Origin of the sequence: Saccharopolyspora erythraea NRRL 2338, assembly GCF_000062885.1 — a bacterium.
In the GTDB taxonomy this organism is placed as follows: Bacteria; Actinomycetota; Actinomycetes; order Mycobacteriales; family Pseudonocardiaceae; genus Saccharopolyspora_D; species Saccharopolyspora_D erythraea.
On sequence record NC_009142.1, the window covers coordinates 3,572,592 to 3,588,341 of the forward strand.

Below are 15,750 nucleotides of genomic sequence, written 5' to 3' on the forward strand. Positions count from 1 at the left end.
GGTGGGGATGAACCTGGACGAGACGACCATCTCCGGGCGCAGCCACCCCGCGCAGCCCAAGGCCCGGCGTCTGCGCGGGGTGGATGCCACCCGCGGGATCGCGCTGGTCGGGATGATGGGCGTGCACGCGCTGTACACCGGCGACCTCGACGAGGGCCCCGCCCTCTGGTACTCGGTCGCCGGTGGACGCGCCGCGGCGACCTTCGCGGTGCTCGCGGGGTTGGGCATCGCGTTCAGCACCGGCCGCGAGCGGATCCGGCCGGGCGCGCAGGGCTGGTCGATCGCGGCGTCGCTGACCGTCCGGGCGCTGGCCATCGCCTTCATCGGCCTGGCGCTGGGCTACTCCGACCCCGACATCGCCGACGTGATCCTCACCTACTACGGCGTGCTGTTCCTGCTCGCGATCCCGCTGGTGTTCCTCAGCACCCGCGCGCTGGCGGTCACCGGCGTGGCCGTCGCGCTGCTGATGCCCGTGGTGAGCATGCCGCTGCGGGTCCTGCTGCCCGCCCCCCGGCTGGAGAACCCGACCTTCGCGTGGCTGTTCTCCGACCCGCTCGGGCTGCTGGCGGAGATCCTGCTGACCGGCGTCTACCCGGTGCTGCCCTGGACGACCTACCTGTGCGCCGGGCTGCTGCTGGGGCGGCTGAGGCTGTCGACGGTGCGCACCGCGTGGCGGCTGCTGGTGGGCGGCACGGCACTGGCCGCCGGCGCGTGGCTGGTGTCCTGGTCGCTGCTGCGGCCGCTCGGCGGCCTGGAGAAGATCACCGAAGCAGGGGAGGCCGCGGGCATGCCCTCCGGCGCCGTCGACTACATCGTCGCGTTCGGACCCACGGGCAACCCGCCCACCTCGTCGTGGTGGTGGCTCGCGCTGTGCTCCCAGCACTCGGCGACGCCGTCAGACCTGCTGCACACCACCGGCGTCGCGGTCGGGCTGCTGGGTCTGATGCTGCTGCTCGCGCACGTGTCGAACCCGAACTACCGGTTGGCGCTGGACGCCTTCATCGAGCCGCTGGCCGCGGCGGGATCGATGACGCTGACCCTCTACAGCGCGCACGTGGTGTTCATGAACTCGCCGCTGGACGTCTTCGACGAGGAGCTCAGCCTCGCGATCCAGGTCCTGGTCGCGGTGTTCTTCGCGCTGCTGTGGCAGCACCACGTCGGCCGGGGACCGCTGGAGTCCGGCGTCACCTGGCTGTCCAAGAAGGCCCGCACCGCGGTCGAACACCGCGCGTGATCCGGTCCGCCCGCCGCGGGCTGCGGCGGGCGGACCGGGCGCGCCGGGTCAGGCCAGCGCCACCGCGTGCGAGGCGACCGTGCCGAACAGCGACTCCGAGCGCAGCGCGGCGTAGCCGGGCTTGATGACCTCGTTGATCAGCGCGAGCCGCTGGTCGAACGGCAGGAACGCCGACTTCATCGCGTTCACCGTGAACCACTGGAGGTCGTCGAGGGTGTAGTCGAAGCACTCCACCAGCTCGCCGAACTCCCGGGACATCGAGGTCTGGCTCATCAGCCGGTTGTCGGTGTTGACCGTGACCCGGAAGTTCAGCCTGCGCAGCAGCGCGATCGGGTGCTCGGCCACCGACGGCACGGTGCCGGTGTGCACGTTGGACCGCGGGCACATCTCCAGCGGGATCCGGCGGTCGCGGACGAACGAGGCGAGCCTGCCGAGCCGGGCCGTGCCGTCCTCGGCCACGGTGATGTCGTCGACGATGCGCACGCCGTGGCCGAGCCGAGCGGCGCCGCACCACTGGATCGCCTCCCAGATCGAGGGCAGCCCGAAGCCCTCGCCGGCGTGGATGGTGAAGTGGCAGTTCTCCCGCCGCAGGTACTCGAAGGCGTCCAGCGAACGGGTGGGAGGAAAGCCGGCCTCCGGCCCGGCGATGTCGAAGCCGACCACGCCCGAGTCGCGGTACTTCACGGCGAGCTCGGCGATCTCCCTGGCCCGCGGCTCCTGGCGCATCGCGCACAGCAGGACGCCGATGCGGATGCGCCTGCCTGCGGCGGCCGCCCTGGCCGCGCCCTGGCGGAAGCCGTCCAGGATCGACTCGACGACCTCGTCGAGGCCCATGCCGCGCTGCGTGCTGAGCTCGGGCGCGTAGCGGACCTCGGCGTAGACCACGCCGTCGGCGGCCAGGTCCTCGGCGCACTCGGCGGCGACCCGGCTGATCGCGCCGGGGGTCTGCATGACCCCGACGGTGTGCACGAAGCGCTCCAGGTACTCCTCCAGGGACCCGGCCGTGGTCGCCCCGGCGAACCACCGGTCCAGACCGTCGACGTCGGTGGTCGGCAGCGCGTCGTAGCCGGTCTCCTCGGCGAGCTCGGCGACGGTGCTCGGCCGGACACCGCCGTCGAGGTGGTCGTGCAGCAGCACCTTCGGGCTGCGGCGGATCTGGTCTTCGGTCGGCACGATGTGCACGACTGCTACCTCCTGATCGTTCTCGGTGGGGTTCAGTTCTCGGTTGCGGGGCGGATGAGCAGCGCGGTCAGCAGGGCCAGCGCCACGAAGACCGCCGACGACCACAGGGCCGCCTGGAAGGCGCCCGCGGTCGGCGGTCCGCCCGCGGTGGCGGCGGTGACGACGCTGGAGGAGACCGCGATGCCCAGCGACGCGCCGACGCCGAAGCACGCGCCGTTGAGCCCGGGCAGCGAACCGGGCTTGTCCGCCGGGGCGGAGGCCACGGCCAGCCCGTTGAGCGCGGTCAGGCTGTAGCCGGTGTAGGTGATGCCCAGGGCGGCCAGGGCCGCGCACGCCACCCAGGGCGACTGCGGGAGCAGCACCAGCGGGACGAAGGCGGCGGCGGTGCCCACCGCGCCGATCAGCACCGAGCGGCGCCAGCCCAGACGGGGCGCGAACTGGCCGGCCAGCGGGGCGGCCAGCAGGCCAAGCGCCGAGGCCGGGGTGAGGAACAGCAGCGCCGAGGTGGTGGCCGACATCCCGTAGCCCGCGCCGGGGGTCTGGGTCAGCAGCGGGATGGTGAAGTTGAGCATCCCGAACACGCCGGCCAGGGTGAACACCGTGGTCAGCAGCAGCGGCCACACCTGGCGCGAGGCGAGGACCGAGACGTCGATGATGCCGTCGCGCGTGCGCTTCTGGACGACGGCGAACAGCACGAGCGAGGCCAGCCCGGCGAGCAGCAGCACGAGCGTGGCGGGGGAAGTCCATCCCCAGGAACCGCCCTCGTTCAGCGCGAGCAGCACACCGGTCAGCCCGATGCCCAGCAGCGCGGCGCCCCGCCAGTCCATCCGCCCGGAAGCCGGCACGCGGGACTCCGGGACGGCGAAGTGCACCGCGGCGGTGGCCACCGCGGTGAGCACCAGGGTGATCAGGAAGATCCCGCGGAAGCCGACGCTGTCGGCGACGGTGCCGCCGATGACCGCGTCCACCCCGGCGATGCCGCCGTTGACGGCGGTGATGACGCCCAGGGCGCGGCCGAACCGCTGCGGCGACAGCGACTCGTGCAGGATCAGGTAGGCCAGCGTGAACGCGGCGGAGGAGATGCCCTGCAGCATCCGGCCGACCACGAAGACCTCGATGTTCGGGGCCAGTACGCAGACCACCTCGCCGACGATCAGGATCGCCAGCGTGACCAGCAGCATCCGGCGGCGGCCGAGGTGGTCGCTCAGCCGCGCGATCGTCACCTGGCCGATCGCGGCGAACAGGAAGAACAGCGTCTGGGACAGCCCGGCCGGGCCGCTGGTGGTGTGCAGGCGCTCGATCACGTCCGGCAGCGCGGGCGTGAGCATGGTGGCGTTGATCTGGAAGCCGGCCACCGCGAGCACCAGCGCGGCGAGCAGGCCGGCCTGGCGCGTCGGTGGCGCGGCCGGGGCCGACTGGTTGCGGATCGTGGTCATGAGAGCCTCCGCCTCGGGAGAGGACATGGGGAAGGTCGACCGCGTTCGGGTGGGCGAACGGCGTGGAGGAGTCGCGTTTCTGGGTCGAACCCGACTGCTCTTGTCAGACATGTGGATGTGTTGAGCGAAGGGTCTACCCGCTCCACGGCGGCGAAGTCAATAGCTGTGCGGCGCTAACTTGCACCGTTCTCCCGGGCTTCTGGTGTCCCGGTGGTTGACTTGGCTGCCTGTCGTCTTTAACTTGTCTGACATCAACTGGAAGGCAGGGGGTGCAGCGTGGCGGCCAGAAGACCGCAACGGCGGCCGGTCGTGGAGCTCTACGAGCGGATCGTCGACGCCATCCGGGAGGGCGGCTACCCGCCCGGTTCGACGCTGCCGTCCGAACCCGAGCTGGCCGCGGCCCTCGGCGTGAGCAGGCCGGCGCTGCGCGAGGCGCTGATCCTGCTGCAGGAGGACGGTGTGATCACCGTCCGGCGCGGGGTGGGCCGCACGGTCAGCGAGCGGCCCCCGCGGCGCGGCTTCGAGCGGTTGCAGCCGATCGAGATGCTGCTCGGCCAGGACGCCGCCAAGGTTCGGCCGCTGGTGCGCGACATCGAGGAGCCGACCGACCTGGTGATGCAGCACCTGCCGGTGCCCGCGGCCGGTGAGGTGCGGTTCTGGGAGAGCGCCGTCGACGTCGACGGCGTGCCCGCGTGCCTGGCCGAGGAGTGGTGCGTGCACGACGCGGCGCTCGCCGCCGTCGACCCGGCGCTGCCGGAGGCGATGACCGCCGGGGCGCACGAACCGAGGACGATGCTGCACACCCTGGCCTCCGCCGACCCCTACCTCCCGTTGAGCGGGGCGAGCACGGTCACCGCGACCGTGCTCGGGCGGCGCCGCGGGACGACGCTGGAGCGCTCGGCCGACACCCCGGTCGTGCTGATCACCCAGGTCGTCTCGATCGAGCGGACCCCGCTGCTCGTGGCCAAGTACGTGCTGCCCAGCGGTGCCCCGGGCATCGCGGTGCACCAGTCCCGATGAGCCACCGACCCACCGACGAGTTCCCCAGAGAGGCAAGTGACCGATGGCGCCCAAGGAAACACTGATCGTCGACTGCGACACGGGCATCGACGACGCGCTGGCGTTGCTCTACCTCCTGCGGGACCCCGGCGTCGACATCCGGGCGGTGACCAGCGTGTTCGGCAACACCGACGTCGAGACGGCGGCCGACAACACCCTGCGCGTGCTGGAGCTGGCCGGGCGCACCGACATCCCGGTGGCCATCGGCGCGCGCAGCAACTGGCGCGGCTCCACCCATCCGGCGCCGCACGTGCACGGCGGCAACGGCCTCGGCGAAGTCGGGCTGCCCGCCGCGAGCGCGAAGCCGGTCCGGGAACCGGCGGCGGAGCTGATCGTGCGGCTGGCCCGGGAGAACCCCGGCGAGCTGCACCTGCTCGCGGTCGGACCGCTGACCAACCTGGCCACCGCGCTGCTGCTGGAACCCGGGCTGCCCGGGCTGGTCAAGCACGTCACGATCATGGGCGGTGCCGTCCACCATCCCGGAAACGTCACCCCGGCGGCCGAGGCCAACATCCACAACGACCCCGAGGCTGCCCGGATGGTCCTGGCCGCCGGGTGGGACGTCACCCTCGTGCCGCTCGACGTGACCATGACCGAGGTGATCACCGAAGAGCTGGCCGGACGGCTGCGCGCGGAGGGTTCGTCCTGCGCGGGCTTCGCGGCCGGGATCCTGACCCACTACCTCGACTTCTACGAGCGCGAGGTCTTCGGCGAGCGGGGCGCGGCCTGCCACGACCCGCTCGCGGCGGCGATCGCGGTCGGCGACGTCGACGCGGAGCTGGCGCCCACCGTCGTGGTGGACGTCGAGACCGGGGACGGGCCGGGGCGGGGCGCCACCATCGCCGACACGCGAGGGAAGTACCGCGGCTTCCCCGGTGTGGAGGGCGCGAGGGTGCGCGTGGTGCTCAAGACCGACGGCACGTTCCCGCAGCGGCTGACCGAACGGCTGTGCGGTCCGTCCGGCGCCGGTTCCCGCAACGTCGCCTAGCCGATGCCTCGAGCGAGAGGAGGCGCGTGATGCCGCGTGCCGCGACAACCGCGCCCGAGCTGGTGGTGGTCGGTTCGCTGAACGCCGACCTGACCGCGCGGGTGCGCCGCCATCCCGCGCCGGGGGAGACCGTGCGGGGCGACGCGCTGACCGTCAGCGGTGGCGGCAAGGGCGCCAACCAGGCCGTGGCCGCCGCCCGGCTCGGTGCCCGCACCGCCATGGTCGGCCGCGTGGGCGCAGACGCCCACGGCGACATGCTGCTCGAAGCGCTGAGAGCCGATGGCGTGGACACCACTCACACCATGCGCGACCACGGCGCCCCGACCGGGACAGCGTTGATCACGGTGGCGGACTCGGGCGAGAACAACATCATCGTGTGCGCGGGCGCGAACGAGCGGCTGTCGCCGCACGTCGTCGAAGCCGCCGAGGCCGTGATCGGCGCGGCGCGGGTCGTTTCGCTGGTCCTGGAGGTGCCGGTCGCCACGGTCGTCGCGGCGGCCCGCGCGGCGAGCGAGGCGGGCACCCGGGTGGTGCTGAACCTGTCGCCGGTCGTCGAGCTGCCGCCGGAGGTGCTGGCGCTGGCGGACCCGCTGGTCGTCAACGAGCACGAGGCCCGGCAGCTCCTGGCCGCGGGCGCCCCGGATGACGACCGGGGGCTCTCGACCGCGCTGCTCGCGCTCGGCGTCCGGTCGGCCGTGGTCACCCTCGGCGAGCGAGGTGCCGTCGTGGCCGAGTCCGGCCGCGTCGAGCACGTACCGGCAGTACCCACCGACGCCGTCGACACCACCGGCGCCGGTGACGCCTTCGCCGCCACCGCGGCCTGGCGTCTGGGCCGAGGCGACGCGCTGCCCGACGCGGCCCGTTGGGCGAGTCGCGTGAGCGCCCGCTGCGTGCGCGAACCCGGCGCGCAACCGTCCTATCCCACGCTGGACGCCGTGGCCGAGGCAGCGCGCTGCTGAGAGGCGCGGCGTCCGGGACTCCCGAAGCTGGTGATCATGGCAACCAACCGCAACGCCGTCGTCCTGTCCGCTCTCGGCCTCACCGCCCTGCTGGCCTCCGGGTGCGCCGCCGCCCACGGCTCCACGGCGCGGTCCGCCGAACCGACGCCGAACCTCCACTACCTGAAGAAGTCGATCTCCGAGTACCACGACTCGGGGCGGTGGGACGCCGACATCGCGCGGGCGGACCAGCGGGCGCGCGAGTACCTGGAGCGCCGCCTGGCCGAGGGGGTGCCCAACCCGGCGATCGTGCTCGACATCGACGAGACGAGCCTGTCCACCTACGGCTACGAGGCGGAGCACGACTTCGGCTACATGCCCGAGGAGTTCGACCGCTACGTGCTCGACCGCGCGCCGACGGCGATCCCCGCGACCCGGGACCTGGTCGGCTACGCGCACTCGCGCGGGGTGGCGGTCTTCTTCGTCACCGGCAGGCGCGAGGACCCGCGGATGCGGGAGGCGACCGCCCAGGACCTGCGGGAGGAGGGCTACCCGCAGCCTGCGGGGCTGTTCCTGCGGCCGGAGGGCGACCACGACCCGTCGGTGGTGCCGTACAAGAGCGGCGCGCGGGAGGGCATCGAACAGCAGGGCTACCGCATCGTGCTCAACGTGGGGGACCAGGACGCCGACCTGGCCGGCGGCCACGCGGAGCGCGGTGTGAAGCTGCCGAACCCGATCTACCGGACGCCCTGAACACGCGACGGGGCCGGAACCGGTCCGGTTCCGGCCCCGTCCTCGATCGCGGCGGTCACTCCGCGGTCTTCCCGCTTTCGGGCAGTTCGCGCATGTGGACGGCGAGCGCCCAGATCACGGCCACGTCGATGGCGATGATCAGCAGCGACCACATCGGCTGGTAGGGGATGAACAGGAAGTTCCCCAACGCGCTGAGGCCGACGATGATCATGCCGACGACCCTGGCCCACGTCTGCCCCATCACCAGGGCGATGCCGGTGGCGCCGACCAGGACGCCCAGGACGAGGTGCGCCCAGCCCCAGCCGGTGACGTCGTAGCTGAAGATGTAGCTGTCGGTCACGACGTAGTAGGAGCTGCGCAGGATCGCCGCGAGACCGATGATCAGGTGGAACAGTCCGACGATCATCATCATGATGGCGGCGAACAGTTCCAGCCCGCCGACCCAGGACTGCTTGGCCGTCGGGATGCGGTAGGTGCCGTGCGATGCCTGTGCCATGGCAGTCAACTCCTTCGCGTCTGTTTGCCGGGCGCGTTCGGCGACGCGCCAACCCCGCCGCGGACGCTCAGGCGTGCGCCGCTCCGGTTTGCGGCGGGAGGTCGGTGGCCGCATGCGGCCGCATCTGGATGGCTCGCGTGGCGGCGATGGCGCCGTAGACCACCAGCAGCGCCCCGAGCAGGTAGGTCAGCGTGACCAGTCCGACGCCGGGGTAGACCAGCAGCGCGATGCCCGCCAGGATGCTCAGCACCCCGCCCGCGATCGCCCAGCCGCGCGAGGGCACGTCGCGGTGCACCAGCGCGTGGAAGGTCTCGCCGATGCCGCTCACCGTCCAGTACACGCCCAGCACCAGCGGGAACAGCACCGCGGTGGCGACCGGCGAGCGAAGGACGAGCAGCCCGGCGATGACGGCCAGCACAGCCAGCAGGATCGGCACGAAGCCGCCCTCGCCGTGGGAGCTCACCGCCCGGACGAACCAGTAGATCCCGCCGACCAGCAGTTGGACGCCGAAGATGATCGCGATGGCCAGGATCGTCGGTCCAGGCCAGAACAACGCGAGCACACCGGCCAGCACGGTGAGGATTCCGAAGGTCAGCAGCCACCCCCAGGACCGCCCGAGCTTGCCCAACGGCTCGGCTGTCGATGTGGTGGCCTGCCACTGTGCTTGAGACATGATCACCTCGCAGGAGAGCGGGTCGCGCGAATATCAGACTGCCGACCCGCTCACACGAATCCACAGAGTCGAACGACCCGGCTATACCCACACCCCAACAGGGCGGTGTTGTGGTTCTCGTCCCGTCGACCTGGCGCCAGCCCGATCAGACCGGGTCAAGGGGGCCCGCTGGATGCGTGCCGCACGTTGCCTCGAGAAATGGCCCCCTTGACGCGGTCTGATAGCCCTCGTGGAGGTCGGCGGGATGAGAACCACCCACCCATCGCACGGCACGATGCTCCGAAAACTCATCCCGGAGACCTGCCGGGGGTCTGGGGCGGCGAGCGCCCCGGAAACTGACCCACCCACCGCAAGCCGCAAGGCCAGGGTGGGTGCGTCGAAAACTTGTGTGCCCCCGGCTCTGAAGGTGCCCCGCCAGCCCAAGCCGCTGCCTCGAAAAGCTGCGCGTCCCCGCTCTGAAGGTGCCCCGCGAGGCCAAGCCGCTGCCTCGAAAACTTGTGCGCCCCCGGCTCTGAAGGTGCCCCGCCAGCCCAAGCCGCGACCCCACAAACCCCCGCGCCCGCGCTCTGACCCCCGCCCGCTCCGCGAGCGGCCACCCCGCTCCGCGACCGGGCCACCTCCCCCTCTCCAAGTAGGGCTGTCCCCAAGTCAGGACCAAGGACCCAGTCGCGAGGTGGCTTCGGGCATGCATGCTCGCAGTGGTAGCCGACAGCAACCGCCAGGAAGCGGTGCGTGTCGGCGTTCCCCGTGTGCATCCCGCGTACCAGCAGTGTCGCCCGTTTGGAGAACGATCATGACCCGTACCCGATCCGACGTGCTGTCGCCCCCGGACACCACCGGTGTTCAGGCGACGAGGCCCGGCATGGTGATCCCCGCCGCACGCCCCTCCGAGGACCTCGTGGGTGCTCCGCAGCGCCTCGAAGTCGGCGGCTCGGCGTGGCTGGTGGTGAACCGGGGGCCGGACAAGGGTTCGGGTTTCGCGATCACGAGCGCCACCACGACGATCGGCAGGCACCGCGAGTGCGACATCGTGCTGGACGACGTCACCGTGTCCCGCTTCCACGCCGAGCTGATCCGCCAGGACGGCCGCTACTTCCTGGCCGATGGCGGCTCGCTGAACGGCACCTACCTCAACCGGCAGCCGGTGGACTGGAAGCGCTTGGCCGACGGCGACGAGATCTGGATCGGCAAGGTCCGGTTCACCTTCCACATCGCCTGATCCCTCCACACTCGGCTCGCCGCGCCCGCGCGCCGCGAGGCCCCGCAACCGCGAGGCCCCGCCGCTGCGCCGAATCGCCACCGCGCCGCTTCGCCGAAAAGCAAGCCGCCTTCTGACTGCTCGGTCAAACCCCTGCTCAGTCGAAGGGCTGCTTGTCGGGGTGGCACACCTGGCCGGGCTCGGGCACCTCCAGGTCGGTCAGGTACGCCGCGGTGATCCGGTCCGCGCAGGAGCTGTCACCGAGGATGCAGTGCCCGAAGGCGTCCACGCTCACCAGCCGCGCGTTGCCGAGCTGGTCGGTGATCCGGCGCGAGAACTCGTACTGCGTCGCGGGGTCGTAGTAGTTGCCGAGCACCAGTACCGGGTTGGCCGCGCGGTGCTTCCACGGTCCGCGGTGGACGTCGGGGTTCGTCGGCGGCCAGTAGGAGCACCCCGCGAGGTCGCTGAACGCCTGGTAGCGGCCGAAGGTCGGCGACTCCCGCTCCCACTGCGCGGCGATGCCGGGCACCTTCCACGGGTGCCTGGGCATCGGCTTGTCGGTGCAGTTCACGCCGAAGTAGGTGTCGTCGGTGTAGGTCTCGGCCTCGGCCGGAGGCAGCCCGTCGTAGCGGCCACCGTGGGTGGGCCCGCCGAGGACGGTCAGGGGCCGGGGCGGCACGACGGCGGCCTGTTCCGGGTGCACCGCCTGGTAGAGCATCTGCAGGTCGGTGGCGATCGCGCGGAAGTCCTCGGGGTCGTAGAGCGCCCCCGCGATACCCGCGGTGAACATGTCGAGGGTGATGACCGAGCCGTCCGGCATGGTCACCGGCCCCTGGCGCAGCCGCTCCCGCATCTCGTCGAGCTTCGCCCGCGGGTCACCCGGGCTGAACGCGCACTTGTCCGCGGATTCGGCGCAGCGCTTGAGGAAGGCGTCGAGGGCGAGCTCGAAGCCCCGAGCGCGTTCCCGGTCGTACTGCACGCCGTCGGAGGTCCGCAGCGCCGGGTCCACGTTGCCGTCCAGGACGATCGCCCTGCTGCGTTCCGGGAAGAGGTTGACGTAGGTCGCGCCCAGGAGTGTGCCGTAGGAGAAGCCGACGTAGTTGAGCTGCTGGTCGCCGACGCCCTGGCGCATCAGGTCCAGGTCGCGCGCGACGTCCTTGGTGGACATGCGCCGAAGCAGCTCACCGGCGTTCTTCCGGCACAGCGCGCCCTGGTCGCGGTAGGCCTCCATGGTGCTGTCGATCTGCGCGCCGGTGACCGGCACGGCCCACATCCGCCCGAAGACCTCGTCGGCCTGCTCGGCGGAGGTGAAGCAGCGCAGCCGGGTGCTGCGGTCGACGCCTCGCGGGTCGAACCCGATGATGTCGAAGCGGTTCAGCACCGCGGGGTCGAACTTCTCCGGAGCGGTCACCGGCCGGGAGAACCCGGCCCCGCCCGGCCCGCCGGGGTTGAGGAACAGCGAGCCGATGCGCTGGCCGGGCACGGCCGCGGCCCGCCGCATCATCGCCAGCTCGACGGTGCCCTTGCCCGGGTCGTCGTGGTCGAGAGGGACCGGGTACTTCGCGCACGAGAACAGGTGGCGCTGCGCGGGTGAGACCCCGGAGAGCGCTTCGTCGTCGCACTGGACCCAGGTGACCGGCGGTGCAGGCGCCGGCGCGCCGACCTGCGCCGCGGCCACACCGGGCTGCGCTGTCGCCGCCGCACCGGCGAGAGTCGTCCCCGCGACCAGCGCGCTCACCGTGACCGCCAGAACGCGGCTGACACCCAGAACGCGGCTGACGCCCGGAACGCGGCTGACACCCAGCACACGGCCGCGACGGCCGGATGGCACTCCCACGCTGCCTCCTCAGCTTCGAGCGAGCATGCAGGCCGTGAGTCAACCGCCTGATCGGCCTCGCGCCACACCGCGAAAAGTAGGAACGCGATCCCACATTCCCAGTTGTCCGTGGTCGGTGCGGGCCGAGTCACCCGAATGGAAAAAAGCAATCATGATTGCTTGCTTCTCGCCACGGGCTGCTGCCACGATGTCCCGCATGGTGTTGGGGCGCAGTGCAGGCGCGGTCCGGCCACCCGGTCGCGCCGGTTCGACCAGGCGGCCACGTCCGGCGGTGGTGACCGCCCATCCGGGCCGCGCCGAAGCAACCACGGACCGCGCTGAGGCAACCGCCAAGCCTGGCCATGCCAAAGCAGCCGCCTGCCCGAGCTGCGCCAAGCCTGGCCGCGCCAGATCAGCCGCCCATCCGGGCCGCGCCGAAACAACCACGGACCGCACCGAGGCGACCGCCCGGCCAGCCCCCGTCACGGCAGCCGCCAAAGCAAGCCCCGCCGCAAAGAGCCCCCGCCACCCCGGGGCGACGGCGTGACCGCCGGGAAGCCGGTGCGGATCGGCAACGCGTCCGGGTTCTACGGCGACCGCTTCTCCGCCGTGCGGGAGATGCTGACCGGCGGGCCGCTCGACGTGCTCACGGGCGACTACCTCGCCGAGCTGACGATGCTGATTCTCGGCCGCGACCGGATGAAGGACCCGGACCGGGGCTATGCCAGGACTTTCCTGCGCCAGATGGAGGACGGTCTCGGCCTGGCGCTGGAGTGCGGAGTCAAGGTCGTGGTCAACGCCGGTGGGCTCAACCCGCGCGGGCTGCGCGCGGCGCTGGTGGAGCTGGCGTCGCGGTTGGGGCTGGACCTCGCGGTCGCCCACGTCGAAGGTGACGACCTGCTCGATCGCGCCGGCGAGCTCGGTTTCGGCGAGCCGCTGACCGCCAACGCCTACCTCGGGGCGTGGGGCATCGCCGAGTGCCTGCGGGGCGGGGCCGACGTCGTGGTCACCGGCCGGGTCACCGACGCGTCGCTGCTGGTCGGTGCGGCCGCCGCGCACCACGGATGGGGCCGGGAGGACTACGACGCGCTCGCGGGCGCGGTCGTCGCAGGCCACGTCCTCGAGTGCGGCGCGCAGGCCACCGGCGGCAACTACTCCTTCTTCACCGAGCTCACCCGTGACGGCCACGACCTCTCCAGACCGGGTTTCCCGATCGCCGAGGTCCACGCCGACGGCACCAGCGTCGTCACCAAGCACGAGGGCACGGGCGGCGCGGTCACGGTGGGCACGGTCACCGCGCAACTGCTCTACGAGATCGCGGGCGCCCGTTACCCGGGGCCCGACGTCACGACCCGCTTCGACTCGGTCGAGCTGGAACAGGTCGGGCCCGACCGGGTCCGCGTCAGCGGGGCGACGGGGGAGCCGCCGCCACCGCAGCTCAAGGTGTCGCTCAACCGGCTCGGCGGGTTCCACAACCAGGTCGAGTTCGTGCTGACCGGGCTCGACGTGGCGGAGAAGGCCGCGCTGGCGCGCGCCCAGCTCGACGCCGCGCTCGCCGTGAAGCCGCCCGCCGAGGTGCGCTGGACGCTGGCGCGCACCGAGAACGCCGACGCGGGCGTGCAGGAGGAGGCCAGCGCCCTGCTCCGCTGCTCGGTGAAGGACCCCGATCCGAAGGTCGCCGGGCGGGCGTTCAGCGGTGCCGCGGTGGAGCTGGCGCTGGCCAGCTATCCCGGCTTCCACGTCACAGTCCCGCCGTCCGACGCCGCGCCATACGGCGTGTTCACCGCGTCCTATGTGGACGCGAAACAGGTACCTCACGTCGCGGTGCTGTCGTCCGGCGAGCAGGTCGCGATCGCGCCTCCATCGGAATTCCGGGAACTGGAGCCGGTTTTCGGCCCCGTTCTGCCCGAGCCGTTGCCCGACCCGCTGCCCGACGGCCCTACCCGCGATGCGCCGCTCGGCCGGATTGCCGGTGCACGCAGCGGGGACAAGGGCGGTGACGCCAACATCGGAGTGTGGGTCCGCAGCGACCAGGCGTGGCGGTGGCTGGCGCACGCGCTGACCGTCGACGAACTGCGCCGTCTGCTCCCGGAGACCGCTGACCTGCCGGTCCGGCGGCACGTGTTCCCGAATCTGCGCGCGGTCAACTTCGTGGTGGAAGGGCTGCTGGGCGAAGGGGTCGCGGCACGGGCGCGGTTCGACCCGCAGGCCAAAGCGGTCGGTGAATGGCTGCGCGGACGAGCAGTGGAGATCCCGGAGGTGTTGCTGTGATCGGTCGAGCGAGCAGCGCGGGCGTTGCCGCGCCCACCGCCGACCAGCGCGGCCGGTTCGGCCGGACCGCGGCGAATCAGGCGGGGGAGAGGGCATGACGGCGCTGAAGTCGCAAGTGGACACCACCGGCGAGGCGTTCCTCGCCAACCGCGCCGCGATGCGGGAAAAGCTCGACGAGCTGGCCGCAGAGCACGCCAAGGCGGTGGCCGGCGGCGGACCCAAGTACACCGAACGCCACCACAAGCGCGGCAAGCTGCTGGTGCGCGAGCGCATCGAGGCGCTGCTCGACGAGGACGCGCCGTTCCTGGAGCTCTCGCCGCTGGCGGCGTGGGGCTCGGACTACCAGGTCGGCGGCAGCGTCGTCACGGGCATCGGCGTGGTCGAAGGCGTCGAGTGCGTGATCACCGGAAACGATCCGACGGTGCGCGGCGGCGCGAGCAACCCGTGGACGCTCAAGAAGGTCCTGCGGGCGCACGAGATCGCGATGAGCAACCGGCTGCCGCTGATCAACCTGGTCGAGTCCGGTGGCGCGGACCTGCCGTCGCAGAAGGAGATCTTCATCCCCGGCGGCCGGATCTTCCGCGACCTCACCAGGCTCTCGGCGGCGGGGATCCCGACGATCTCGCTGGTGTTCGGCAACTCCACCGCGGGTGGCGCCTACGTACCGGGCATGTCCGACCACGTCGTGATGGTCGCCGAGCAGGCCAAGGTGTTCCTCGGCGGCCCGCCGCTGGTGAAGATGGCCACCGGCGAGGAGTCCGACGACGAGTCGCTCGGCGGCGCGAGGATGCACGCGGGCACCTCAGGGCTGGCCGACCACTACGCCGCCGACGAGCTGGACGCGCTGCGCATCGGCCGCCGCATCGTCGCCCGCCTCAACTGGACCAAGAAGGGGCCCGCGCCGAGGCACCGGGTGCAGGCGCCGCGGTTCGACGAGGACGACCTGCTCGGCATCGTGCCCACCGACCTGAAGACGCCGTTCGACCCCCGGGAGGTCATCGCGCGGGTCGTGGACGGCTCGGACTTCGACGAGTTCAAGACCTCCTACGGTCCTAGCCTGGTGACCGGGTGGGCCTCGGTGCACGGCTACCCGGTCGGCATCCTGGCCAACGCGCAGGGCGTGCTGTTCAGCGAGGAGGCGCAGAAGGCCACCCAGTTCATCGAGCTGGCCAACCAGGCCGACACCCCGCTGCTGTTCCTGCACAACACCACCGGCTACATGGTCGGCAGGTCCTACGAGCAGGGCGGGATCATCAAGCACGGCGCGATGATGATCAACGCGGTGTCCAACTCGGCGGTACCGCACATCTCGGTGCTGATGGGCGCCTCCTACGGCGCGGGCCACTACGGGATGTGCGGGCGCGCCTACGACCCGCGCTTCCTGTTCGCCTGGCCCAGTGCCAAGTCCGCCGTGATGGGACCGCAGCAGCTCGCCGGCGTGCTCTCGATCGTGGCCCGGCAGGCCGCGGCGGCCGCCGGCCGCGACTACGCCGAGGAGCAGGACGCGGCGATGCGGGAGGCGGTGGAGAACCAGGTCGAGGCCGAGTCGCTGCCGATGTTCCTGTCCGGCCGGCTCTACGACGACGGCGTGATCGACCCGCGCGACACCCGCACCGTTGTCGGGCTGTGCCTGTCGGCGATCCACAGCGCACCGGTCGAGGGCGCCACCGGCTACGGCGTCTTCCGGATGTGAGAGGCGAGCGACC

At 71.8% G+C, this 15,750-nt stretch carries 13 protein-coding genes; 8 read left to right on the forward strand and 5 right to left on the reverse strand.

What is annotated here, in order from left to right:
* The first annotated feature begins 7 nt into the window (after positions 1-7).
* Positions 8-1,234 carry a heparan-alpha-glucosaminide N-acetyltransferase domain-containing protein gene (locus tag SACE_RS15645; RefSeq protein ID WP_009945587.1) on the forward strand — a complete coding sequence of 409 codons (1,227 nt, stop codon included), beginning with the start codon at positions 8-10 and terminating at the stop codon, positions 1,232-1,234.
* Between the two features lie 48 nt (positions 1,235-1,282).
* Here SACE_RS15645 and SACE_RS15650 read toward each other — a convergent pair whose 3' ends face one another.
* Together SACE_RS15650 and SACE_RS15655 are read right to left on the reverse strand one after the other, a co-directional pair.
* Complete coding sequence (locus tag SACE_RS15650; RefSeq protein ID WP_009945586.1) at positions 1,283-2,416, reverse strand: adenosine deaminase; 1,134 nt, start codon at positions 2,414-2,416, stop codon at positions 1,283-1,285.
* A gap of 32 nt (positions 2,417-2,448) precedes the next feature.
* Complete coding sequence (locus tag SACE_RS15655) at positions 2,449-3,852, reverse strand: MFS transporter (RefSeq protein WP_011873968.1); 1,404 nt, start codon at positions 3,850-3,852, stop codon at positions 2,449-2,451.
* 276 nt (positions 3,853-4,128) lie between these two features.
* Here SACE_RS15655 and SACE_RS15660 point away from each other — a divergent pair, with 276 nt between their 5' ends.
* Genes SACE_RS15660 through SACE_RS15675 form a run of 4 tightly spaced genes read left to right on the forward strand, consistent with a single transcriptional unit; the run spans position 4,129 to position 7,590 of the window.
* Positions 4,129-4,872 (forward strand): GntR family transcriptional regulator, encoded by a 744-nt coding sequence (locus SACE_RS15660; RefSeq protein WP_011873969.1) that lies wholly within the window; start codon positions 4,129-4,131, stop codon positions 4,870-4,872.
* Positions 4,873-4,915: 43 nt separating this feature from the next.
* Positions 4,916-5,899: a nucleoside hydrolase gene (locus tag SACE_RS15665; protein WP_009945583.1), complete on the forward strand. Its 984-nt coding sequence runs from the start codon at positions 4,916-4,918 to the stop codon at positions 5,897-5,899.
* 29 nt (positions 5,900-5,928) lie between these two features.
* Positions 5,929-6,858, forward strand: coding sequence for a ribokinase (locus SACE_RS15670; RefSeq protein WP_009945581.1), 930 nt, complete (start codon positions 5,929-5,931; stop codon positions 6,856-6,858).
* A 36-nt stretch (positions 6,859-6,894) separates the two neighbouring features.
* Entirely contained in the window at positions 6,895-7,590 is a 696-nt protein-coding gene (locus SACE_RS15675; protein WP_009945579.1) for an HAD family acid phosphatase, read from the forward strand.
* Between the two features lie 55 nt (positions 7,591-7,645).
* On the opposite strand, the gene SACE_RS15680 is transcribed toward SACE_RS15675, so the two are convergent.
* Both SACE_RS15680 and SACE_RS15685 read right to left on the reverse strand, forming a co-directional pair.
* Positions 7,646-8,086 (reverse strand): DUF7144 family membrane protein, encoded by a 441-nt coding sequence (locus SACE_RS15680; protein WP_009945578.1) that lies wholly within the window; start codon positions 8,084-8,086, stop codon positions 7,646-7,648.
* Between the two features lie 67 nt (positions 8,087-8,153).
* Positions 8,154-8,759, reverse strand: coding sequence for an HdeD family acid-resistance protein (locus SACE_RS15685; protein ID WP_231850015.1), 606 nt, complete (start codon positions 8,757-8,759; stop codon positions 8,154-8,156).
* A 793-nt stretch (positions 8,760-9,552) separates the two neighbouring features.
* Here SACE_RS15685 and SACE_RS15690 point away from each other — a divergent pair.
* A complete protein-coding gene (locus SACE_RS15690; RefSeq protein WP_011873970.1) occupies positions 9,553-9,978 on the forward strand; it encodes an FHA domain-containing protein in 426 nt (141 codons plus the stop codon).
* 136 nt (positions 9,979-10,114) lie between these two features.
* Here the strand turns inward: SACE_RS15690 and SACE_RS15695 are convergent, their stop codons facing one another.
* Positions 10,115-11,707: an alpha/beta hydrolase gene (locus SACE_RS15695; RefSeq protein ID WP_029621522.1), complete on the reverse strand. Its 1,593-nt coding sequence runs from the start codon at positions 11,705-11,707 to the stop codon at positions 10,115-10,117.
* Between the two features lie 684 nt (positions 11,708-12,391).
* On the opposite strand from SACE_RS15695, the gene SACE_RS15700 reads away from it, so the two are divergent.
* Together SACE_RS15700 and SACE_RS15705 are read left to right on the forward strand one after the other, a co-directional pair.
* Positions 12,392-14,044: an acyclic terpene utilization AtuA family protein gene (locus SACE_RS15700; RefSeq protein ID WP_231850061.1), complete on the forward strand. Its 1,653-nt coding sequence runs from the start codon at positions 12,392-12,394 to the stop codon at positions 14,042-14,044.
* Between the two features lie 94 nt (positions 14,045-14,138).
* Positions 14,139-15,737: an acyl-CoA carboxylase subunit beta gene (locus SACE_RS15705; protein ID WP_009945572.1), complete on the forward strand. Its 1,599-nt coding sequence runs from the start codon at positions 14,139-14,141 to the stop codon at positions 15,735-15,737.
* Positions 15,738-15,750 lie beyond the last annotated feature (13 nt).

Excerpts from the sequence above, each read along its gene's own strand:
- SACE_RS15690 (WP_011873970.1), top strand. The coding sequence starts at position 9,553 with ATGACCCGTACCCGATCCGACGTGCTGTCGCCCCCGGACACCACCGGT.
- SACE_RS15675 (WP_009945579.1), top strand. The coding sequence starts at position 6,895 with ATGGCAACCAACCGCAACGCCGTCGTCCTGTCCGCTCTCGGCCTCACC.
- SACE_RS15665 (WP_009945583.1), top strand. The coding sequence starts at position 4,916 with ATGGCGCCCAAGGAAACACTGATCGTCGACTGCGACACGGGCATCGAC.
- SACE_RS15700 (WP_231850061.1), top strand. The coding sequence starts at position 12,392 with ATGCTGACCGGCGGGCCGCTCGACGTGCTCACGGGCGACTACCTCGCC.
- SACE_RS15645 (WP_009945587.1), top strand. The coding sequence starts at position 8 with ATGAACCTGGACGAGACGACCATCTCCGGGCGCAGCCACCCCGCGCAG.
- SACE_RS15670 (WP_009945581.1), top strand. The coding sequence starts at position 5,929 with ATGCCGCGTGCCGCGACAACCGCGCCCGAGCTGGTGGTGGTCGGTTCG.
- SACE_RS15685 (WP_231850015.1), bottom strand. The coding sequence starts at position 8,759 with ATGTCTCAAGCACAGTGGCAGGCCACCACATCGACAGCCGAGCCGTTG.
- SACE_RS15655 (WP_011873968.1), bottom strand. The coding sequence starts at position 3,852 with ATGACCACGATCCGCAACCAGTCGGCCCCGGCCGCGCCACCGACGCGC.
- SACE_RS15680 (WP_009945578.1), bottom strand. The coding sequence starts at position 8,086 with ATGGCACAGGCATCGCACGGCACCTACCGCATCCCGACGGCCAAGCAG.
- SACE_RS15705 (WP_009945572.1), top strand. The coding sequence starts at position 14,139 with ATGACGGCGCTGAAGTCGCAAGTGGACACCACCGGCGAGGCGTTCCTC.